At 66.5% G+C, this 20,467-nt stretch carries 24 protein-coding genes; 17 read left to right on the top strand and 7 right to left on the bottom strand.

Features of this window, described 5'->3' with window-relative positions; all coding sequences use genetic code 11:
• Nucleotides 1-169: 169 nt before the first annotated feature.
• The 6 genes from KVP70_RS20050 (at nt 170) to KVP70_RS20075 (ending at nt 5,191) form a co-directional block, all read left to right on the top strand.
• Nucleotides 170-967 carry an inositol monophosphatase family protein gene (locus KVP70_RS20050; protein ID WP_217943966.1) on the top strand — a complete coding sequence of 266 codons (798 nt, stop codon included), beginning with the start codon at nt 170-172 and terminating at the stop codon, nt 965-967.
• A 203-nt stretch (nt 968-1,170) separates the two neighbouring features.
• A complete protein-coding gene (locus tag KVP70_RS20055; RefSeq protein ID WP_217943916.1) occupies nt 1,171-2,580 on the top strand; it encodes a DEAD/DEAH box helicase in 1,410 nt (469 codons plus the stop codon).
• Nucleotides 2,581-2,682: 102 nt separating this feature from the next.
• On the top strand, nt 2,683-3,462 hold the full coding sequence (otnI, locus tag KVP70_RS20060; RefSeq protein WP_217943917.1) for a 2-oxo-tetronate isomerase: 780 nt from the start codon (nt 2,683-2,685) through the stop codon (nt 3,460-3,462).
• Between the two features lie 67 nt (nt 3,463-3,529).
• Nucleotides 3,530-4,297 (top strand): hypothetical protein, encoded by a 768-nt coding sequence (locus KVP70_RS20065; protein WP_217943918.1) that lies wholly within the window; start codon nt 3,530-3,532, stop codon nt 4,295-4,297.
• 18 nt (nt 4,298-4,315) lie between these two features.
• Complete coding sequence (locus KVP70_RS20070; RefSeq protein WP_217943919.1) at nt 4,316-4,744, top strand: hypothetical protein; 429 nt, start codon at nt 4,316-4,318, stop codon at nt 4,742-4,744.
• Between the two features lie 72 nt (nt 4,745-4,816).
• The gene (locus KVP70_RS20075; protein WP_217943920.1) at nt 4,817-5,191 is read left to right on the top strand and encodes a TraR/DksA family transcriptional regulator; all 375 of its coding nucleotides are present in this window, start codon (nt 4,817-4,819) and stop codon (nt 5,189-5,191) included.
• Between the two features lie 7 nt (nt 5,192-5,198).
• Here KVP70_RS20075 and KVP70_RS20080 read toward each other — a convergent pair whose 3' ends face one another.
• Nucleotides 5,199-5,561, bottom strand: coding sequence for a hypothetical protein (locus KVP70_RS20080; RefSeq protein ID WP_217943921.1), 363 nt, complete (start codon nt 5,559-5,561; stop codon nt 5,199-5,201).
• 236 nt (nt 5,562-5,797) lie between these two features.
• Between KVP70_RS20080 and KVP70_RS20085 the strand changes: the two genes are divergently transcribed.
• From KVP70_RS20085 to KVP70_RS20110, 6 genes are read left to right on the top strand one after another with little or no spacing between them, the layout of a single operon-like run.
• Nucleotides 5,798-7,468: an EAL domain-containing protein gene (locus KVP70_RS20085; RefSeq protein ID WP_229224945.1), complete on the top strand. Its 1,671-nt coding sequence runs from the start codon at nt 5,798-5,800 to the stop codon at nt 7,466-7,468.
• Nucleotides 7,465-7,797 carry a hypothetical protein gene (locus KVP70_RS20090; RefSeq protein ID WP_217943922.1) on the top strand — a complete coding sequence of 111 codons (333 nt, stop codon included), beginning with the start codon at nt 7,465-7,467 and terminating at the stop codon, nt 7,795-7,797. The genes KVP70_RS20085 and KVP70_RS20090 overlap by 4 nt, the downstream gene beginning before the upstream one ends.
• Nucleotides 7,794-8,627, top strand: coding sequence for an HDOD domain-containing protein (locus KVP70_RS20095; protein ID WP_217943923.1), 834 nt, complete (start codon nt 7,794-7,796; stop codon nt 8,625-8,627). The genes KVP70_RS20090 and KVP70_RS20095 overlap by 4 nt, the downstream gene beginning before the upstream one ends.
• Nucleotides 8,624-10,111: a PAS domain-containing sensor histidine kinase gene (locus KVP70_RS20100; protein WP_217943924.1), complete on the top strand. Its 1,488-nt coding sequence runs from the start codon at nt 8,624-8,626 to the stop codon at nt 10,109-10,111. Before KVP70_RS20095 ends, KVP70_RS20100 begins: the two co-directional genes overlap by 4 nt.
• Nucleotides 10,108-11,436 (top strand): response regulator c-di-GMP phosphodiesterase, NosR family, encoded by a 1,329-nt coding sequence (nosR, locus tag KVP70_RS20105; RefSeq protein ID WP_217943925.1) that lies wholly within the window; start codon nt 10,108-10,110, stop codon nt 11,434-11,436. Before KVP70_RS20100 ends, nosR begins: the two co-directional genes overlap by 4 nt.
• Nucleotides 11,433-11,927 carry a response regulator gene (locus KVP70_RS20110; RefSeq protein WP_217943926.1) on the top strand — a complete coding sequence of 165 codons (495 nt, stop codon included), beginning with the start codon at nt 11,433-11,435 and terminating at the stop codon, nt 11,925-11,927. Before nosR ends, KVP70_RS20110 begins: the two co-directional genes overlap by 4 nt.
• A 17-nt stretch (nt 11,928-11,944) precedes the next feature.
• Here KVP70_RS20110 and KVP70_RS20115 read toward each other — a convergent pair whose 3' ends face one another.
• The 3 genes from KVP70_RS20115 to KVP70_RS20125 form a co-directional block, all read right to left on the bottom strand.
• Nucleotides 11,945-13,255, bottom strand: coding sequence for an ATP-binding protein (locus KVP70_RS20115; protein ID WP_217943927.1), 1,311 nt, complete (start codon nt 13,253-13,255; stop codon nt 11,945-11,947).
• A 110-nt stretch (nt 13,256-13,365) separates the two neighbouring features.
• Entirely contained in the window at nt 13,366-14,235 is an 870-nt protein-coding gene (locus KVP70_RS20120) for a M90 family metallopeptidase (protein WP_217943928.1), read from the bottom strand.
• 121 nt (nt 14,236-14,356) lie between these two features.
• On the bottom strand, nt 14,357-14,989 hold the full coding sequence (locus KVP70_RS20125; protein ID WP_229224946.1) for a winged helix-turn-helix domain-containing protein: 633 nt from the start codon (nt 14,987-14,989) through the stop codon (nt 14,357-14,359).
• A gap of 338 nt (nt 14,990-15,327) precedes the next feature.
• Between KVP70_RS20125 and KVP70_RS20130 the strand changes: the two genes are divergently transcribed.
• Nucleotides 15,328-16,374 carry an OmpA family protein gene (locus KVP70_RS20130; protein WP_217943929.1) on the top strand — a complete coding sequence of 349 codons (1,047 nt, stop codon included), beginning with the start codon at nt 15,328-15,330 and terminating at the stop codon, nt 16,372-16,374.
• A gap of 39 nt (nt 16,375-16,413) precedes the next feature.
• Nucleotides 16,414-17,280 carry a YihY/virulence factor BrkB family protein gene (locus KVP70_RS20135; RefSeq protein ID WP_217943930.1) on the top strand — a complete coding sequence of 289 codons (867 nt, stop codon included), beginning with the start codon at nt 16,414-16,416 and terminating at the stop codon, nt 17,278-17,280.
• A 32-nt stretch (nt 17,281-17,312) separates the two neighbouring features.
• Here the strand turns inward: KVP70_RS20135 and KVP70_RS20140 are convergent, their stop codons facing one another.
• The 3 genes from KVP70_RS20140 to KVP70_RS20150 all read right to left on the bottom strand — a co-directional run bounded on the left by KVP70_RS20140 (nt 17,313) and on the right by KVP70_RS20150 (nt 19,252).
• The gene (locus KVP70_RS20140; RefSeq protein ID WP_217943931.1) at nt 17,313-17,648 is read right to left on the bottom strand and encodes a hypothetical protein; all 336 of its coding nucleotides are present in this window, start codon (nt 17,646-17,648) and stop codon (nt 17,313-17,315) included.
• A 73-nt stretch (nt 17,649-17,721) separates the two neighbouring features.
• Entirely contained in the window at nt 17,722-18,876 is a 1,155-nt protein-coding gene (locus tag KVP70_RS20145; RefSeq protein WP_229224947.1) for an AI-2E family transporter, read from the bottom strand.
• Nucleotides 18,877-18,940: 64 nt separating this feature from the next.
• On the bottom strand, nt 18,941-19,252 hold the full coding sequence (locus KVP70_RS20150; protein ID WP_217943932.1) for a BON domain-containing protein: 312 nt from the start codon (nt 19,250-19,252) through the stop codon (nt 18,941-18,943).
• Between the two features lie 210 nt (nt 19,253-19,462).
• Between KVP70_RS20150 and KVP70_RS20155 the strand changes: the two genes are divergently transcribed.
• The 3 genes from KVP70_RS20155 to KVP70_RS20165 are packed head-to-tail and all read left to right on the top strand — an operon-like array spanning nt 19,463 to nt 20,466.
• Complete coding sequence (locus KVP70_RS20155) at nt 19,463-19,906, top strand: outer membrane lipoprotein (RefSeq protein ID WP_217943933.1); 444 nt, start codon at nt 19,463-19,465, stop codon at nt 19,904-19,906.
• 51 nt (nt 19,907-19,957) lie between these two features.
• Nucleotides 19,958-20,110, top strand: a complete 153-nt coding sequence (locus KVP70_RS20160; protein WP_217943934.1) for a DUF3309 domain-containing protein — start codon at nt 19,958-19,960, stop codon at nt 20,108-20,110.
• A gap of 17 nt (nt 20,111-20,127) precedes the next feature.
• Nucleotides 20,128-20,466: a hypothetical protein gene (locus KVP70_RS20165; RefSeq protein WP_217943935.1), complete on the top strand. Its 339-nt coding sequence runs from the start codon at nt 20,128-20,130 to the stop codon at nt 20,464-20,466.
• Nucleotide 20,467 lies beyond the last annotated feature (1 nt).

Consider the following 20,467-nt stretch of genomic DNA (forward strand, 5'->3'; position numbering starts at 1 on the left):
ATTTAAAATAGCGCTATTGCGCGGTATCGATACACAAATTCCACCGGATTTACCCTGTCGCCGCCGCTCCGCTCTTTAATTCACTCTTGTACACTAATGTGCTGCCGGGCAGGCTGAGGCCCCCGGTGGGCGTTAGCGTTCTTTTAACGGAAAAGCTTACATGCACCCAATGCTCAACACGGCGATCAAAGCCGCCCGCCGCGCCGCCGCCGTCATCAACCGCGCGTCGTTCGACCTCGACCGCGTTATCGTCACCGAGAAAAACCACAAGGACTTCGTCACCGACGTCGACCAGGCGGCCGAACAGGCCATCGTCGAGGTGCTGTCCAAAGCTTATCCCGACCACGCCTTCCTGTGCGAAGAGTCGGGCCCGTCCAAGAACGCCAACGACGAGACTGAATACACCTGGATCATCGACCCGCTCGATGGCACCACCAACTTCATGCACGGCTTCCCGCAATACTCGATCTCGATCGCGCTGTCGCAGCGCGGCGTGATCACCCAGGCCGTCATCTACGATCCGGTGCGCAACGACCTGTTCACCGCCACCAAGGGCGCCGGCGCCTACCTGAACGACAAGCGCATCCGCGTCACCAAGCTCGACCGCATCGCCAACGCGCTGCTGTCGACCGGCTACGTGGCCGGCAAGGCCAAGGCGCTGGACGAATACCTGAAGATGTACGGCATCATGGCCGAACGCTGCCACGGCGTGCGCCGCCCGGGCAGCGCCGCGCTGGACCTGGCCTATGTGGCCGCCGGCCGCCTGGACGGTTTCTACGAAAAAGGCCTGAAGCCTTGGGATATCGCCGCCGGCGCCTTGATGGTGACGGAATCGGGCGGCATCGTCGGCGAGTTCAGCGGCGAATCCGATTACCTGTACAAGGGCGACATCATCGCCGCCAGCCCGAAGATCTTTAGCCAGATGGTCGGCCTGCTGTCGCCGTTCGGTGAGCAGCCGAAAGCCTGAGCAACAAAAAATTAGAATGTTTGTTACAAAAAAAAGGCCCTCGCGGGCCTTTTTCATTTCCTATATGAAACTTGAGTTGGCCTTAGCTGTTATACTCAGGACTGCGGCACTCTGACCAGTCCTTTAGCCGCAGTGTCATCCACTCTGATTGCCTGCGACTGGCGCTTCAAATGCGACAGGCCTATCTTAACAAAAAGTCATTCATGTCATTCTCTACCCTCGGTTTGTCCGACGCTATCGTCCGCGCTGTTACCGAAGCCGGCTACACCTCGCCCACCCCTATCCAGCAGCAGGCGATCCCTGCTGTCCTGAATGGCGGCGACCTGCTGGCAGGCGCACAAACCGGCACCGGCAAGACCGCCGGCTTCACCCTGCCCATCCTGCACCGCCTGTCGACCGACGCCAAAGGCGCGGCGATCACCAGCAACACCACCGCCCGCCCGATCCGCGCGCTGATCCTGACGCCGACCCGCGAACTCGCGGCCCAGGTCGAGGAAAGCGTGCGCATCTATGGCAAGTACACCAAGCTGAACTCCACCGTGATCTTCGGCGGCGTCGGCATCAACCCGCAGATCAAGCAGCTCAAGCACGGCGTCGACATCCTGGTCGCCACCCCGGGCCGCCTGCTGGACCACATGGAACAGCGCACCGTCAACCTGTCGCAGGTGGAAATCCTGATCCTCGACGAAGCCGACCGCATGCTCGACATGGGCTTCATCCGCGACATCAAGAAAGTGCTGGCCGCGCTGCCACCGAAGCGCCAGAACCTGCTGTTCTCGGCCACCTTCTCGGACGAGATCAAGGCGCTGGCCGACGGCCTGCTGAACAAGCCCGCCATGATCGAAGTGGCGCGCCGCAATTCGGCGGTCGAAGTGATCGCCCAGATGATCCACCCGGTCGACCGCGACAAGAAGCATCCGATGCTGTCGCACCTGATCAAGTCGAACAACTGGTCGCAGGTGCTGGTGTTCACCCGCACCAAGCACGGCGCCAACAAGCTGGTGGAACAGCTCGGCGGCGACGGCATCGGCGCGATGGCGATCCACGGCAACAAGAGCCAGTCGGCGCGCACCAAGGCGCTGTCCGAGTTCAAGGACAACAAGCTGCAAGTGCTGGTGGCCACCGACATCGCCGCGCGCGGTATCGACATCGACCAGCTGCCGCACGTGGTCAACTACGACCTGCCGAACATTCCTGAAGACTATGTGCACCGCATCGGCCGCACCGGCCGCGCCGGCGCCACCGGCGAAGCGGTGTCGCTGGTCTGCGTGGACGAGCACGACATGCTGAAGGACATCGAGAAGCTGATCAAGCAAACCCTGCCGCGTGAAGTGATCCCTGGCTTCGAGCCGGACCTGAACGCGCGTCCACAGCCAGTGCAACTGCGCAGCGGCGGCCCTGGCCATCGCAACGGCGGCGGAGGCGGTGGCGGCCGTAACGGCGGCGGACGCGGCAAGCCTGCCGCAGCCGGCGCCAAGCCTGCCGGCGGCGGTGGCGGCAACGGCGGCGGCAAGCCACGCGCGCCTGGCGCGCCGGCCGGCGGCGGTCCACGCACCGGCACCAGCGCCCCGCGCTCGGCGGCCCAGCACCGCTCCGGCGGCCGCGGCCGATAAGCAGCCCCAAAAACCACCCTCGCGGTGGTTTTTTTTCGTGCCTCGTCCGCGCCGGATTTCGATTACGATAAGGGCTACGCCACAGTCCGCCCGGAGCCGTCCATGCCCAAATTCGCCGCCAACCTGTCCATGCTGTTCAACGAGGCGCCCTTCCTGGAACGCTTCGCGCTGGCCCGCGAGGCCGGCTTCGACGGCGTTGAATTCCTGTTCCCCTACGCCTACGAGGCCGAGCAGCTGGCCGAGCGCCTGCGCCGCCACCAGCTGCAACTGGTGCTGTTCAACCTGCCCTGCGGCGACTGGAACGCCGGCGACCGCGGCCTGGCCTGCGATCCGCGCCGCCAGGACGAGTTCCGCGCCGGCGTGCAGAGCGCGCTGGAATACGCGACCGAACTGGGCGCGCCGCGCCTGCACTGCATGGCCGGCAAGCTCCCGGCCGGCGTGGCGCCGGAGCGCGCCCACGCCACCTACGTCGACAACCTGCGCCACGCCGCCGGCGTGCTGGCGCCGCACGGCATCGAACTGCTGATCGAGCCGATCAACCACTACGACATGCCGGGCTACTTCCTCAACCACAGCCGGCAGGCGCTGGACATCATCGCCGAGACCGGCAGCCCGAACCTGTTCCTGCAGTACGACATCTATCACATGCAGCGCATGGAGGGCGAGCTGAGCAACACGATCCGCGCCCAGCTGCCGATGATACGGCACATGCAAATCGCCGACACCCCCGGCCGCCACGAGCCGGGCAGCGGCGAGATCAACTACCGCCACCTGTTCCGCCACATCGACCAGATCGGCTACGACGGCTGGCTGGGCTGCGAATACATCCCGGCCGGCGACACCATGGCCGGGCTGGGCTGGCGGCAGGCGCTGACCACCTGATCTGCGCATTCGCAACACGGAGTCATTCGGCCGGGACAAAAATACCACCATACCTTGTGGAGCGCCCATGAAACTCACCCGTGCATTGCTGATCCTCGGATTACTGGCCCTGCTCGGCGGCTGCGCCAGCAGCACGCCCCGGATGGCGGAGGTACGCGCCTTCGCCGCCCAGTCGCCCAAGCTGGGCGCCTACCATGAATTGACCGAGCGCTACCGCGCCACCTACCAGCGCGAACAACCCTTCCTGAGCCCCGCCGCCGACGCCCGCGAACGCCAGCTCGACAGCCAGCGCCAGGCCGCCTGCGACGACTTCGTCAAGCTGCAAGCCGGCGTGCAAGCGTATATGCAGGCCCTGGGCCAGCTGGCCGGCGACCACCAGTACGACCTCGAGGACCAGGTCAAGTCCATGAGCGGCGGCATCAAGGCCTGGCCCGACAATGGCATCGACGACCGCCACGTCAACGCCTACGCCGGCCTGACGCGCCTGCTGGCGCGCGCCCTCACCCGGCCGGCGCAGGAAGCGGCGGTGCAGGAACTGATGCGCGACGGCCACCAGGCGATGCAGGAACTGCTGGGCGCCATGCGCACCCTGCTGCGCCTGTACGGCAAGACCAGCGACAACGAGGAAAGCATCGTGCTCGGCATGTTGGAGACGGAAATCCCCTTCCTCGACAGCCGCCGCGACCGCCTGCTGCTGGCGCTGGCCAAGGCGCAGCAGCACGAGCGGCGGGCCGAATACCACCTGTTCGGCCTGCGCAACACGCTGGCGCAAAACAACCTGGCCGCGATCGAGCAAAGCCACCGCGCGCTGTTCAACCAGATCCCGCAAAAATAGACCCAGCAAGGAGTTGCCATGGCAGACCAGCACGATATCGAAGCGCTAGGCGACAGCCTGTCCGCCTGCGCCGACGCATTGCACGCGCAACTGATGCGCGCCCTGCGCCAGCGCGCGCCGGGCGGCACGGCGCCCAGCATGACGCAGGGCACGGCGCAGGCGCTGTTTGAAAACGAAGTGCAGCTGCGCCAGCGCGCCAACAGCCTGTACCTGGACAGCGCCAAGCTGGCCGCCAGCGGCCTGGGCGGCGCCCAGCAGCAGTTGCTGGAGCAGACCCGCCGCGCCCGGGACGCCGTGGCCCGCATCGACCAGGTCAAGGACCTGGTCGACCTGAGCGCCGAACTGCTGTCGCTGGGCGCGGCGGTCGCCAGCGGCAAGCCGGATCGCATCGTCACGCCGCTGGAAAAACTCAAGCACCACCTGGACGCGCTGGCGCCGCCGGCCTGAACCGGACTGAGCACCACGCGGCGCTGAACAAAATCGCGCCGCGCCGGTCCAATGCCGTAAGGAGTACGCGGCATGAATGGACTCGACGACGATCAATGGGCGGCCTTGCAGGCGCGGCTGGAGCTGGCGCGGGCGGGCCTGCTGAGCCAGCTGGCGGACGATCTCGACCGCAACGCCGACGTGCGCGCGCCACCGCCGCACGAGGCCGAAGCGTCGCCGGCCGACAACGCCAGCCAGCGCACCCTCAACGCGCTGGTGCACGAGGCGGCCGAGCACACGGCGCGCCAGCTGCACATCGTGCGCCATGCGCTGGCCAAGTTCGACGACCACAGTTATGGATTGTGCGAGCATTGCGGCGAGCTGATCGGCTACTCGCGCCTGAACGCGCGGCCGGAAGCGCGGCTGTGCATCACTTGCCAGACGCGGCAGGAACAACGCCGCCGCTGAAATCGGTTCAGCCGGCCTCCAGCCAAGGCTGGCTGCGGAGCTTGGCCACCTGCCGCAGCGCCAGCAAGCGCCACAGCTGCAGCGCGTCGGCCTGCGCCAGGGCCGTCATCACGCGCGGGCCGGCCAGCGCGATTTCGCAATCGCGGTCCGACCATTCGGCAAAGCGCACCCGGCCGCCGGTGGACACCTCGACTTCATACATCAAGCCGTCGTCGTAGCCGAAGCGCAGCACCGCGCTGCCGGCGCCGCCGTCGGGGCTGGCGGCCTTGCCGCTGTAGACATCCGCCAGCGCCGCCGCCATCTGCGCTTCGGACGGCGCCGCCACATCGCGACCGTCTGGACGAGTGAGCACTACCCATGCCTGTGCCATTGCCGCATCCCCCTATCACAACGCGTTAGTCCGACGGGTGCCAGGTTTTTTTATTGTAGCGACCATCATACCCAAAATTGCCGCCAGCGCTGGCTTAGTCCCCAATAAGCAACAACCGCGCGCAAATCGGCGGGCGACAAAAAAAGCCACGCGCTGGCACGCAACAAAACGGGTGTGGCCTTATAATCGATTTGGGTTTTCAATAAGCAGAAACTATCAGATCGCTAGGCGCACCCATGCATGGAGCCCCGCAAACGCACGCTGTCCCACCCGTGACGGTCGCACCGGACCTGCCGTTTCACCACGCGCTGGAACAGGCGCTGGCGCAGGACCAGCTGCGCCTGCTGTACCAGCCGCTGGTGGACTTGCAGAGCGGCGCCGTGGTCAGCCTGGAGGCGCTGGTGCGCTGGCAACATCCGCAGCACGGCCTGCTGTCGGCCCTCGCCTTCCTGCCGCAGGCCGAGGCGGCCGGCATGACGGCCGCCGTCGGCCACTGGGTGCTGCGGCGCGCTTGCGGCGACCTGCAGGCCTGGCGGCGCGGCGGCCAGAACCACTTGCGGGTGGCGATCAATGTCGCGCCCAGCCAGTTCCGCGATCCCGGCTTCGGCGCCGCCGTCGCCGCCATGCTGGACGACTACGCCATCACCCCCGCCGCGCTGACCCTGGAAATCACCGAGACCGCGCTGACCGAGGCCGGCGCCGCCTGCGACGACGTGCTGGCCGGCTTCAAGACGCGCGGCCTGAACCTGACGCTGGACGACTTCGGCACCGGCCACGGCTCGCTCAGCAGCCTGAAGCGCTATCCCTTCGACGCCATCAAGATCGACGCCGACTTCATCCGCAACGTGGTGGCCGACAGCCACGACGCCGCCATGGCCAAGAGCATCATCGCCATGGGCCACAACCTGGGCATGAAGGTGGTGGCCGAGGGCGTGGAGACCGAGGCCCAGTGCGACTTCCTGCGCCGCAATATGTGCGACCAGATCCAGGGCTATTTCTTCGCGCCGCCGCTGGCCTCGACCGACCTGCACCAGCTGCTCGCCAGCGGCCGCGCGCTGCCCGAGCACCTGCTGCGCATGCACCGGCCGCCGCGCCGGCTGCTGCTGGTCGATGACGAGCCCAACATCCTGGCCGCGCTCAAGCGCCTGCTGCGCGCCGACCAGTACCAGATCTACACCGCCAACGACGGCCCGCAGGGCCTGGCCGTGCTGGCCGAGCATCCGGTCGACGTCATCGTCTCCGACCAGCGCATGCCCGGCATGCTGGGCGCCGACTTCCTGCGCAAGGCCAGGGAGCTGGTGCCGGACACGATACGCATCATGCTGTCCGGCTACACCGAGCTGCAATCGGTGACCGACGCCGTCAACGAGGGGGCGATCTACAAATTCCTCACCAAGCCGTGGGAAGACGAGCAGCTGCGCGGCCATATCGCCGACGCCTTCCGGGTCAAGGAAATCGCCGACGACAACCAGCGCCTGCACCTGGAGGTGCGCAGCGCCAACCAGGAGCTGGCGGCCGCCAACCGCCGCATGGAACAGCTGCTGCAGGAAAAGCAGCGCCAGATCAGCCGCGACGAGATCAGCCTGAACGTCGCGCGCGAGCTGCTGCAACACCTGCCGCTGGCGGTGATCGGCATGGACGACGCCGGCATGATCGCCTTCATCAACGGCGCCGCCGCCGGCCTGTTCCGCCACAGCGGCGCGCTGCTCGGCAACGAGGCCTGCCACGTGCTGCCCGAACTCTTCCCGGCCGACGACGCCGAGGCCCAGGCCGCCAGCGGCCAGCCCCACCACCACCTGGCCGACATCGACGGCCAGCGTTATGCCGTGATGTGCTACCCGATGGGCGAGCACTCGGCGTCGCGCGGCAGCCTGATCACCCTTAGCATCGTGGAGACCAATCGATGACAGTTACCGCCCACCGCAATGAAATCGGTCTCGAGCAAGCCGTCGAAGGCATGATACTCGCCACCGCCCTGCTCGACGCCCACGGCGGCGTGCTGCTGCCGCAGGACGCCACCCTGACCACCGCCACGCTGGCCTCGCTGCGCCGGCGCGGCATCGAACGCTGCGTGGTCTGGTCCGAGGCCGAGGCGCCCGATCCGGCCGCGCTGGCGCGCGCCCGCGTCCTGCGGCTGGAACGGCTGGAGCGCCTGTTCCGCCACAGCGCCGACAGCGACGGCGGCGCCCTGCTGCTGGCGCGCCTGCGCGCCTACCGCGAAGGACCGGACGCATGAACGCCGACGACATCATCAAGGCGGTGCGCGACCTGCCGTCGCTGCCGGCGGTGGTCAACGAACTGCTGGCCAGCATGGACCAGGACGACATCGACACCCACGCGCTGGCCGCCAAGATCACGCTCGACCAGGCGCTCACCGCCAAGACGCTGCGCCTGGCCAACTCCTCGTTCTACGGCATGCCGTCCAAGGTCACCTCGATCCAGCAGGCCATTTCGGTGCTGGGCTTCCACGCCATCCGCACCCTGGTGACGGCCTGCTCGGTGACCGACAGCTTCAAGCCGGCGCCCGGCAACCAGTTCGACTTCCCGGCCTTCTGGCGCCACTCGATCGCCAGCGCGGTGTGCGCGCGCGTGCTGGCGCCGCACGCGCGGCTGAACCCGGACACCGCCTTCACCGCCGGCCTGCTGCACGACCTCGGCACGCTGGTGCTGGCCACCCGCTTCCCCGACGACTACCGCCGCGTGCACGACCACCGCCGCCAGCACGACTGCACCGCCGCGCCGGCGCAGCTGGCCGTGTTCGGCATCGACCACGCCAGCGTCGGCAGCGCGCTGGCCAGGCACTGGAAATTCCCGGCGCCCATCCAGGCCGCCGTGGCCGACCACCACCTCGCGCCCGAGGCCGGCCCGGCCACGCTGTCGACCGTGATCTACGCGGCCAACATCCTGGCCCACGCGCTCGACCTGTCGGACCAGGAAGACGACCAGGTACCGCCGCTGGCGCTGGCCGCGTGGCAGGCGCTGGGCCTGAGCGACGCCGCCTGGGCCGGCGTGTTCGCCGAGACCGAACAGCTGTTCGACACCATGTGCCAGATGTTGACGCCATGAACGCCGCCGCCCCCGCCACCCCCAACGCCGCGGCCGTTGCGCCGCCCGACGCCGCGCTGCAGGCGCACGCCGCGATCGCGCTGTCCGAGTTCTTCGACGGCCATCCGGTGGCCACCTTCGCCATCGACACCCGCCACGTGATCACGCACTGGAACCGCGCCTGCGAGCACCTGCTGGGCTGGAGCAAGCTGGCCATGATAGGCACCAGCAACCACTGGCAAGCCTTCTATCCCAAGCAGCGCCCGGTGCTGGCCGACCTGATCGTGGCCGGCGACGACCGCCTGCTGGAACAGCACTATCCCGGCAAGTACCAGAAGTCGGCGCTGATCCCCGGCGCCTACGAGGCCGAGGACTTCTTCCCCAACATCGGCGCCAGCGGCCACTGGCTGCACTTCACGGCGGCGCCGCTGCGCGACCACCAGGGCCGGGTGGTCGGCGCGATCGAAACGCTGCGCGACGTCACCGAGCGGCGGGTGGCCGAGAACGCGCTGCGGCGCGCCCACGACAACCTGGAAAACGTGGTCGAGAAACGCACCGCCCAGCTGGCCGACATGAACGAACAGCTGCAGGACGACATCCGACAGCGCCACCTGGCCGAGGCCGAACTGCGCCGCAGCAACCTGGAATTGACCGAACTGAACAGCCAACTGTCGCGCGCCCAGCAGCAGCTGGTGCAGGCCGACAAGCTGGCCTCGATCGGCCAGCTGGCGGCCGGCGTGGCGCACGAGATCAACAACCCGATCGGCTACATCTTTTCCAACTTCACCACCCTGCAAACCTATCTGGACCAGCTGTTCGAGATGCTCGACGCCTACCAGCAGGCCGAGGCCGACATCGGCGTCCCGGCCACCGGGGCCGCGCTGCGCGCGCGCCGCGAACAGATCGACCTGGCCTTCCTGCGCGAGGACATCCCGTCGCTGATGGCCGAATCGCGCGAGGGCATCGTGCGGGTGCGCCACATCGTCCAGGACTTGAAGGACTTCTCGCGGGTCGACGCCAACCAGGACTGGGTCTGGTCCAATCTGCACCGCGGCATCGACTCCACCCTCAACATCGTCGGCAACGAGGTCAAGTACAAGGCCGACGTGGTCAAGGAATACGGCGACATCCCCGACATCCAGTGCCTGCCGCTGCAGATCAACCAGGTGGTGATGAACCTGGTGGTCAACGCCGCCCACGCCATCGGCGAGCAGCGCGGCCGCATCACCGTGCGCACCGGCAGCGACGGCGACAACTGCGTGTGGATCGAGGTCGCCGACAACGGCAGCGGCATTTCGCCGGACACGCTGTCGCGCATCTTCGACCCCTTCTTCACCACCAAGGCGGTCGGCAAGGGCACCGGGCTGGGGCTGTCGCTGGCCTACGGCATCGTGCAGAAGCACGGCGGCCACATCGACGTCGAAACCGAGCTCGGCAAAGGCACCTGCTTCCGCGTGCGGCTGCCGATCCACCAGCCGGAAGCGGCCGGCGAAGGTTCCCCATGAGCAGCGTGCTGTCCACCGCGGCCGCGCCGGCCAGCATCGCCACCTTGCTGTGCGTGGACGACGAGCCCAACATCCTGTCCTCGCTGCGGCGTCTGTTCCGCCCGGCCGGCTACCGCGTGCTGCTGGCCGAGAGCGGCGCGCTGGGCCTGGAGGTGCTGGAGAAGGAACAGGTCGACCTGGTGATCTCCGACATGCGCATGCCGGAAATGAACGGCGCCCAGTTCCTGGCCCAGGTCAAGGCGCGCTGGCCCGACACCATGCGTTTGCTGCTGACCGGCTACTCCGACATCCAGTCGATCCAGGACGCCATCAACTGCGGCGAGATCTACCGCTACATCACCAAGCCGTGGGAAGACGGCGACATCTTGCTGGTGGTGCGCCACGCGCTGGAGCGGCGCCTGCTGGAGCAGGACAAGCTGCGGCTGGAGGCGCTGACGCTGCGCCAGAACGAGGAACTCAAGACGCTCAACCAGAGCCTGGAGGCCAAGGTCGAGGCGCGCACCCGCCAGCTCAAGGCCGAGCACGAGGCGACCACCAACGCCAACAGCAAGCTCAAGCGCAACTTCGTCACCACCATCAAGATTTTCTCCAGCATGATCGAACTGCGCGCGCACAACCAGCCCGGCCACGCGCGCCTGGTGGCCGAGCTGGCGCGCCAGCTGGCGGTGCGGCTGGCGCTGGACGCGCGCGAGACCCAGGAAATCTTCATCGCCGCGCTGTTGCACGACATCGGCAAGATCGGCTTCTCCGACGAGCTGCTGCAGACCCCGCTGACCCAGCTGAAAGGCGAGGCGCTGGGCCTGTTCCGCAAGCATCCGCAGCGCGCCGCCGAGCTGTTGATGCCGCTGGAAGACCTGCGCGGCAGCGCCGCCATCCTGCGCGGCCAGCTGGAGCGCTTCGATGGCAACGGCTTCCCGGACGGCCAGGCCGGCCTGGCGATCCCGCTGGGCGCGCGCATCCTGGCGCTGGCGGCCGACTACTACAACCTGCAACAGGGGGCGATGGTGCAGCGCCACCTGCGGCCGGAGGAAGCCAAGTCGCTGATCCTCGACGCCAGCGGCAAGCGCTACGATCCCAATGTGGTGGCGGCCTTCCGCCAGATCATCGACGGCGACGTCGACGCCGGCGCCGGGGTCGAGGTGCTGTCGGGCGAACTGCTGCCCGGCATGGTGCTGGCGCGCGACCTGATCAGCCGCGACGGCCTGATGCTGCTATCGATCGAGCACGTGCTGGACGCCCGCATGATCCAGCAGGTGCAGGACTTCGAGACCAAGGCCGGCGGCCGGCTGTCGATCTGGATCCGCAATCCCAAGGGGGAAGCATGAGCAAGATCCTGCTGGTGGACGACGAGATCAATGTGCTCAACGCCCTGCAGCGCGCCCTGACGCAAATGTTGCGCGACGCGCCGCCGCAGATCGAGACCTGCCTCGATCCCTACGACGCGCTCAAGCGCATCTGCTATTGCGACTACGACCTGATCATCTGCGACTACAACATGCCGCAGATGACCGGCGGCGAGCTGCTGCAGGCGCTCAAGGACGTCGCGCCCAACACCATGCGCATCATGCTGAGCGCCTCGACCGAATACGCGACCGTGCTGAGCGCCATCAACCAGGCGCAGGCGTTCCGCTTCATGAGCAAGCCCTGGGACGCCGCCGAGCTGGAGCAGAACGTGCGGCAGGCGCTGGCGCAGCGCGCGACGCTGGTGGCGCCGCCGCCGCTGACGCCGCAGCAGCAGGAAGCGCAGCGACTGGAGGCCGAGGAACCGGGCCTGCTCGACGTCAAGCGCGACGACGACGGCGCCGTCATCCTCTAGCCTTGGTCCGCCGGCCGTCAGGCCGCCGCGGCCTGCGGCGGCTGCACCGGCAGGTGCACGGTGAAGCGCGTGCCCTGGCCCACCACCGAGGCCACCTCGATGCGGCCGCCATGGCGGTTGACGATCCCATACGACAAGGACAAGCCCAGCCCGGTGCCGCTGCCGACCGGCTTGGTGGTGAAGAACGGCTCGAAGATGCGGTGCAGGTTTTCCGGCGCGATGCCGCAGCCGTTGTCGCCCACCTCGATCCACACCCAGCCGTCGGCGGCGCCGGTGCGCAGCGTGATCACGCCCTGCTCGCGCAGCGCATGGGCGGCGTTAACCAGCAAATTCATGAACACCTGGTTCAGCTGCGAGGCCAGGCAGGTGACCGGCGGCAGCGTGCCGTATTGCTTGTCGACCCGGGCCTTGTACTTGATCTCGTTGCTGACGATGTTGAGCGTGCTGTCGAGGCCGTGGTGCAGGTCGGCCACCTGCCACTCGGTCTCGCCGACGTGGGAAAAATCCTTCAGCGCCTGGACGATGTCCTTGACCCGCTTCAAGCCGTCCATCGATTCGCGCACCAGGTCGGTCACGTCTTCCTTGAGGAATTCCAGGTCGGCCTGTTGGCGCAGCGCCGCCAGCTGCGCCGCCAGCGCCGCATGCGGCGCCGCCGCCTGCTCGTAGCGCTCGATCACGCCCAGCAGGGTGCCGACATAGTTCTTCAGCGAGCCCATGTTCGAGTTGACGAAGCCGACCGGGTTGTTGATCTCGTGCGCGATGCCGGCCGCCAGCTGGCCGATCGAGGCCATTTTTTCCGATTGCAGCAATTGCTCGTGGGCGTTGCGCAGCTCGCCGATCAGCGCCTGCTGCTCGACGCCCTTGGCCTGCAAGGTCTCTTCCATGCGCTTGCGCGCCGTGATGTCGGTCAGCGAGCCGATCACCTCCAGCGGCACGCCCTTGTCGTCGCGGATCAGGCGCAGCGTGTCGTGCATCCACAGATAGCTGCCGTCGCTGACGCGGAAACGGTATTCGTAGGCGCGCTGGCCTTCGCTGAACACCAGCGCCAGGCTGGAGAAGATGCTGGGGGCGTCGTCGGGATGGATGTGGTCGAACCAGAAGTTGGGGTCGGCCACCATCTGCTCGGGACGGTAGCCCAGCACGTTCAAGGCGTTGTTGCTGACGAAGGTCATCTTGAAGTCGCCGCTGGGGACGGTGCAATAGATGATGGCCGGCGTGTTGTCGACCAGGTATTGCAGTCGCACCAGCGGCGAGGCCGCCTCGGGCGCCGGCGCGGCCGGTGCGCCGGCGGCGTCGGAGGAAAGAAAGTCGAACTCGTCAAATTGCATGGTGATAGCCTCGCGACAGCGTCTGTCCTGCGCAGATCGCGCAGACGGACGGACAAGCATCGGCGTGCGCGGCTGAATCGATTATGCACTAGTTCGGCGCCGGGCGGGGTTCAATGCGACCACGCGTGCGACCAGTCGTCAGCCGGCTCGGGCGGCGGTGGCGGCGGCGCCATCCACGCGCGCGGATCGACCCGGTAGTACTTGAGGAATTCGGCGTACAGCGCGGCGTGGCGCTCGGCCATCTGGTATGGTTTCTCGAAGAAGGTTTCGGTGGCGACGGCGAAGAACTCGGCCGGATTGGTGGCGCCGTAGTGGTCCATCACGCTGTGCTGGCGGTACATGGCGCTGTGGCGCAGACTCTGGAAATCGCGCTCCAGCACCTCCGACCATTCGCGGTAGCTGGCCGGATTGCCCAGATAGGGCGCGCCGTTGGCGCGGCCCGATTCGCTGTCGAGCTGGTGCGCGAATTCGTGCAGCACGACATTGTGGCCATCCGTCCAGTCGCCAGCGCCACGCCGCACGTCGTCCCACGACAGGATCACGCGGCCGTCGTCCCAGGATTCGCCCAGCATGCTGTGGTGGCCCGGCGTGACCACCCCGCCCGGCCCGATCTCGGCGCGCGGCGCCACGAAGGCGCCGGGGTAGACCAGGATGGTGTGCAAGGCCGGATAGACCTTGGAGGGACGGTTCAGCAACAGCAGGCAAGCCTGGCCGGCGATGGTGACGGCGATCTCGTCGCTCACCTCCAGGCCTTCGCAGCCGATGAATTTCTTTTGATGCAGGAACTGCACCACCATGCGCTGCAACTGCTGCTGCAGATCGGGCGCCATGCGGCGGTAGACCGGGATGTTGTGCTGCAGGATGGCCAGCCCCCCGGCCGACAGGGGCTGCGCCAGCACCCGCCGCAAACGCCAGCGCGGGTAGTAAAAAGGCAGCGCGATCAACAGCGCCGTCAGGCCGATCCAGGTCAAAGCTTCCATGTGCCGCGCGTCCGTTGAGATGTCCAGTCCACGCTAGGTGGGGGGCCTTGTCGACATTTCAATATGCAAACAGCCGGGCATGCCCGGCCGTTCCATCATACGCTTGCGCGGCAGGTCGCGATCAGATGGCTTCTTCTTTTTGCATCGACGGCGCCGAACCGAACAGCGCAGCCACCAGCGGATCGCGCATCACCGGGCCGCGGTTGACACGGATCGCATAATGGGTGTCGTCGGCCAGGATGTGGAAGTGGCGGCCGCTGCCGGCCATCGCCTGTTCGCGCAGGCCGGGACGCTCCTTGCGCGGCGGCGCGCCTTCGCGCTTGGGCTGGACGATGGCGGCCAGGAAGGCGCTGACGCGTTCCGGATCGGGGGTCAGCTGGTAGACCGCCTTGCCCAGGTAGGTGGCGGTGCCTTCGACATAGCGGGCCAGCTCGATCACGCCGGCTTCGCGCAGGTCGCGGATGTATTTGCGGGCGCCGGACGGCGAAAACTTCAGGAACCAGGCGATTTCATCGGCCAGCATCTCGTGCAGCTGCAATTCGCCGATCAGCTTTTGCATGTTTTCAATGCGGCGCAGCGTCGCCGAAGTCGAGCGGACCCGCTCGATGGAGGCCATCGACAGCGCAGGCTTCCGGTCCAGAGGGGCCGGGGCCGGACGGTCCACCAGCATCAGCTTGGCTGTGGTGGCGTGCATGTCCGGCGAGGCTTTCATCTCGTTCTGAACCAGATGTTGAGGTTGTCTAACTGCATGCATGGGAACACTCCTTATAACAATTGCCGAGATTAGTGGCAGCCGAAAGCGTGGCGGGCGGCGGGCATCTCGCTACGGTCTCTGCATCTGGCTCAAGAATGCCTTTTCACAGCGCATTGGTCTGTGCGGCAACGAACATTAGCGAACATCCCTGGCACTTAAGCTGTGACAAGGTGGGTTGAACTAAGTTTCGGGAAGTGTGACGAATTTGATACAGCACAATCTTAGGTACGCTAGCGCACGGAAGAGCTGCACCAAACTCCTTAATCTTCGGTCCAACAGCGGTGTTTCAACATTGCTGGCAATGAAACACATCCAATCAATACATCGGGAGCAAGCCTGTGAACCATACTAAAAAAATCGCCCTCGCCGCCGCACTGCTGTGCGCGTCGTTTTCCGTCCTGGCCCAGGACGCGGTCGTCAACCCATCGTGGTATATCCAGCCCAGCCTGAACGCCATGAAGCCCGATTCGGACTTCGGCGTGGACAAGCGCGGCTACGGCGGCGGCCTCAAATTCGGCAAGGCCCTCAGTGAAAGCTGGGACATCCAGGCCGGCGCCACCTATGCGCGCTCGCGTGAAAACGGCGAGCGTTACCGGCAGACCACGCTGGGCGCGGATGCCTTGTATCTGTTCTCCCGCAAATCCTTCCGCCCCTTCCTGCTGGTCGGCGTGGGCGCCGAGCAGGACAAGGTGAAACTGAATGTGACCGGCGACCGCAGCAAGACCTCGCCCTACCTGAGCGCCGGCCTGGGCTTCCAGGCCGACATCAACGACCAGCTCGCCTTCCAGGCGGACATCCGCGACGTGCATGGCTTCATCCGCGGCAATGAGTTCCCGAACAGCAAGAGCAATAACTACTACGCAACGGTGGGCTTGAACATCGCCTTCAACGCGCCGCCGAAAGCCGCGCCGCCAGCGCCGCCGCCACCGGCGCCGCCAGCGGTGGAACCACCGCCGCCGGCGCCAGTGACCCCGCCGCCGCCACCACCGCCGGCACGCTTTGAAAAAGTGACGATGTCGGCGACCGAGCTGTTCGGCTTCGACAGCGCCAGGCTAGCGCCCGCGCAACCCAAACTGGACGACATCGCCAACGTGCTGAACGCCAACGCCGCCATCGACAACGTGGTCGTCTCCGGCTACACCGACCGCCTGGGCAGCGACAAGTACAACCTTAAGCTGTCCGAGCGCCGCGCCAACGCGGTCAAGGACTACCTGGTCGGCAAGGGCGTCGCCGCCAACCGCCTGAACGCCGTCGGCAAGGGCGAATCGAATCCTGTCGCGCTGTGCAACGACAAGAAACAGAAACGTGCCGACCTGATCAAGTGCCTGGAGCCCAACCGTCGCGTCGAAGTCGAGCAGATCACCATCGAACGTCGCGTGCAGTAAGCCAGACCAGCCCCGCCCTGCCAGCGGGGCTTTTTTCTGATGAAGCCAACCTTGATGTCGGTGCTGCGATGCACCGTGACCGAATGGTTTGCACACCGCGCCAGCAGCAAGGGCGCGGCGTTGGCGTTTTACACGCTGTTTTCGATGGCGCCCATCCTGGTGCTGGTGCTGGCCATCGCCGGCTGGTTCTACGGTCCGCAGGCGGCGCAGGGCCAGTTGTTCGGCGAGCTGCGCGGCCTGGTCGGCGCACAGGGCGCGCAGGCGCTGCAACTGGCGCTGGCCGGCGCCCGCAACAAGGAGGAAGGCCGGCTCGCCACGCTGCTGGCCGGCGCCCTGCTGCTGTTCGGCGCGACCAGCGTGTTTGCCGAGCTCAAGGCCAGCCTGGACGATATCTGGCAAGTTCCGCCGCTCACCCACGGCACCGCCTGGGACCTGCTACGCACCCGCCTGCTTTCCTTCGGCATGATCCTGGTGCTGGCCTTCCTGCTGATGGTGTCGCTGGTGGTCAGCGCCGCGCTGAGCTTGCTGGAAAACATGTGGAGCGCATATTGGCGCGAGGCCGGTCTGGTGCTGTCGGCCATCAATGTCCTGATCGGTTTCATCGTCATCGCCGCCCTGTTCGGCGTGATCTTCAAGATGCTGCCGCGCATACGGCTGTCCTGGCACGACGTGACGATAGGCGCGACCGGCACGGCCGCGCTGTTCACGCTGGGGAAATACTTGATCGGGGTTTACATCGGCAACAGCGGCGTCGCCAGCAGCTTCGGCGCGGCCGGTTCGGTGATCGCGCTGCTGCTGTGGGTGTATTACTCGGCGCAGATCTTCTTCCTCGGCGCCGAGTTCGCGCGCCAGTACGCGCTGCAACTGGGCAGCCTGCGCGTTGGTGCGCGTTGGGGTCAAGTCTGACATTCGGACACGAGCTCCACCGTAGGTAGGCCCTACGGTGGAGCTCGTGTCCGAATGTCAGACTTGACCCCAGCAGATGCACCTAGCGTGCGCCGCAGATAGGCGCGCCGCGTGGCGACCGGCAGATCGGCCACCGGCACCGCCGCGGCCAGCGCCTGCTGGTCGGCCTCGCGCAGCTGCGCATCGGGCGCCAGCACGCGGGCGATCACCTGCGGGCTGATGCCTATGCTCTGCAGGAACTCCACCGCGTTGGCGGTGCCGATGTCGCGCTGCATTTCCAGCGCATGGCGCACGATAAATTCCAGGGAGTGCCAGCCGGCGGTGTCCGAAGTGCCCGGTCGCTGGCGGCGGTCTTGCTCTGGTTTCATGGCGAACTCCTCGCAGTGTCTGTAATGCTCATGTTAGCCGACCGTGGCAGGGAAACAAGGGGAGCGCGCGGGCCTATTCGCCCAACAGTTCCGCCACCACTTCCATGCCTTCGATGCGCTCGGCCACCACCTTGACGATGATCATCAGCGGCGCGCCCAGCAGCAGGCCGTACACGCCCCACAACCAGCCCCAGAACAGCAGGCTGACGAACACCGCCGCCGCGTTCATGCGGGCGAAGCGGCCGGTCATCCAGGTCGCCACCACGGTGCCGACCACCGTCGCGATCGCCAGCGACGTGCCCATCACCAGCACGCTCATCTGCAGCGATTCGAACTGCATGAAGGCGACCGCGCCGGTGGCCAGCGTGATCAGCAAAGGGCCGAAGTAGGGCATCAGGTGCAGCAGCCCGGCCACGATGGCCCAGGCGCCGGCGTTCTCCAGGCCGATCCAGCGCAGCGCCACCCACATCAGCAGGGCCAGCAGGGCGTTGGTGACGAGCAGCATCAGCATGTATTTCTGGATCGACGAGTTGATGTCCTCCAGGATGTGGACGGTGATTTTTTTCTTGCTCAGCGACGGCCCGGTCAGCTTGACCAGCTTGCGCTTGAAGGTGTCGCCCGACAGCAGCAGGAAGAACACCAGGAAGATCACCATGGTGGCCTGGCTGAGGAAACCCATCACGCCCATCGAGCCGGCCCAGACCCAGTCCATCACCGGCAGCTTGCCGCCTTCCGCCGAGGGCGCGGCCTTGCGCACGGCGCGCCGTTCCTGCGCGCCGGCGGTCGCTTGCTGCAATTCGGTGGCCACCGCCTGGATGCGCTGGAAGGTGCTGGGGCCGCCCTGCATGCGCTCGGTGAGCAGGCGCGACAGTTTATGGCTGACGGTGGGCAGCTCTTCGACGATGGCCTGGAACTCGCCCTGCACCTTGTCGATCACGACAAACGCGCCGCCCAGGATGGCGACGGTGACCAGCGTGGCGCCGATCACGCGCGGCACGCGCCGGCGCTCCAGCCAGCACACGATGGGGCTGAGCATATAGCTGAACAGGATGCCGAGCAGCAGGGGCACCAGGAAATTGCGCGACCATTGCAGCGCATAGACAAACGCGACGGTGGCGATGACGCCGAGCGCGAGCCCGCGGGCGTTGACGTGCAGGGGAATTCGGGGCGGATCGCCATCGGCGGCCACTGCATTGTCAGGGGGGAATTCGGCAGCTGGCAGGTTCATGATGGCTCACAAGGAACTGCCGGCGCGGCCCGCCCGGAGGGCATGCCGCGCCGGCAGATGATACTTACTTGACGCGGATGTCGTTCTTCACGGCGGTCACGCCTTTGACGCCGCGCGCCACTTCGCCGGCCTTGGCGATATCCTCGGGCTGGGCCACGAAGCCGCTCAGCTGCACGGTGCCCTTGAAGGTTTCCACATTGATTTCTGTGGTTTTCAGGCTAGGCTCGTTGAAGATGCTGGCCTTGACCTTGGTGGTGATGACGGAATCGTCGACATACTCGCCCGTGCCTTCTTTGGACGAGGTCGATGCGCAGCCGGCGCTGGCCAGCAGTGCAACGGTGAACAGGGCGGTGGCGATTTTGTGGGCGATTTTCATGGCATTCTCCTTGGAGGGTGATTAACAGTGGTTTGTCAGCCGGCGGGACTTGCTGTCCCCGCTACCGATGTAGAGGTTTTACGCCTCTTCCCCACCCACCTCTGTACGGTAGCGTACACAGACCGCACATCGCCCGTCTGGGTGCGGAAGCGCACAGACCCTCGCGGCGCCGCTGTCTATTCTGGAATCACACATTTTCAGGAGGACAACATGAAACACTCGACCACCATCGCCGCCGCGCTGATCGCAGCGACCGCCATCCTGAGCGGCTGCGCCAGCACCGGCCAGCAGCAGGGCAGCTACACCAACCCGGCGGACACCGCCTCCTACGGCACCATCGAATCGATCCAGATCGTGCAAGCCAAGCCCGGCACCAGCGGCGCCGGCGCCGTCACGGGCGGCCTGGTCGGCGCCCTGCTGGGCAACCAGATCGGCTCGGGCGGCGGCCGCACCGCCGCCACCGTGGCCGGCGCAGTCGGCGGCGCCGTGGTCGGCAACAAGGTCGAGGAGAACCGCAGCCAGCCGCACGAGCAATACCAGATCAGCGTGCGCATGGACAACGGCGACTACCGCATCGTCAACCAGGACAGCGTCTACGACCTGCGCGCCGGCAACCGCGTGCGCCTGGTCGACGGCCGCCTCTACCGCTATTAACCGTAACGACCCTGCCGCACCGGCATGCAAGCACTCAACAAGGAGAACACCATGGGCACCATCATTCTGATCATTCTGGTCCTGGCATTGATCGGCGCCTTGCCGACCTGGCCGCACAGCCGCGGCTGGGGCTATGCGCCCAGCGGCATCACCGGACTGGTGGTGGTGATCTTGCTGATCATGCTGCTGACCGGCAGGCTGTAACCACACCGGAGGACATCATGACTCACTTCAAGCACCTCATGCTCGGCGCGGCGCTGCTAGTCGCCGCGTGCGCAGCGCAGGCGCGCAGCAACACCACGCCGCCGCAGAACGTCCAGTTGCAGAAGTCGGAAATCGCCAAGGGCGACCCGCCGCGCTGGTACCAGGACGACGCCAGCCCGGCCGCGCAATTGCGCACCTTGCGCAAGGAGATCGGCGCCGCGCTGGCCGAGGCCACCATCGCCTGCAAGCAGGGTCCCGCGGCCGAACGCGGCGCCTGCCTGAAGGAGGCGCGCGCCACCTACCAGCAGGACATGGCGAACGCCGCGCAGATCCGCGCGGAGAACCATCCGTACTAAG

This window comes from Duganella violaceipulchra, assembly GCF_019166075.1.
In the GTDB taxonomy this organism is placed as follows: Bacteria; Pseudomonadota; Gammaproteobacteria; order Burkholderiales; family Burkholderiaceae_D; genus Rugamonas; species Rugamonas violaceipulchra.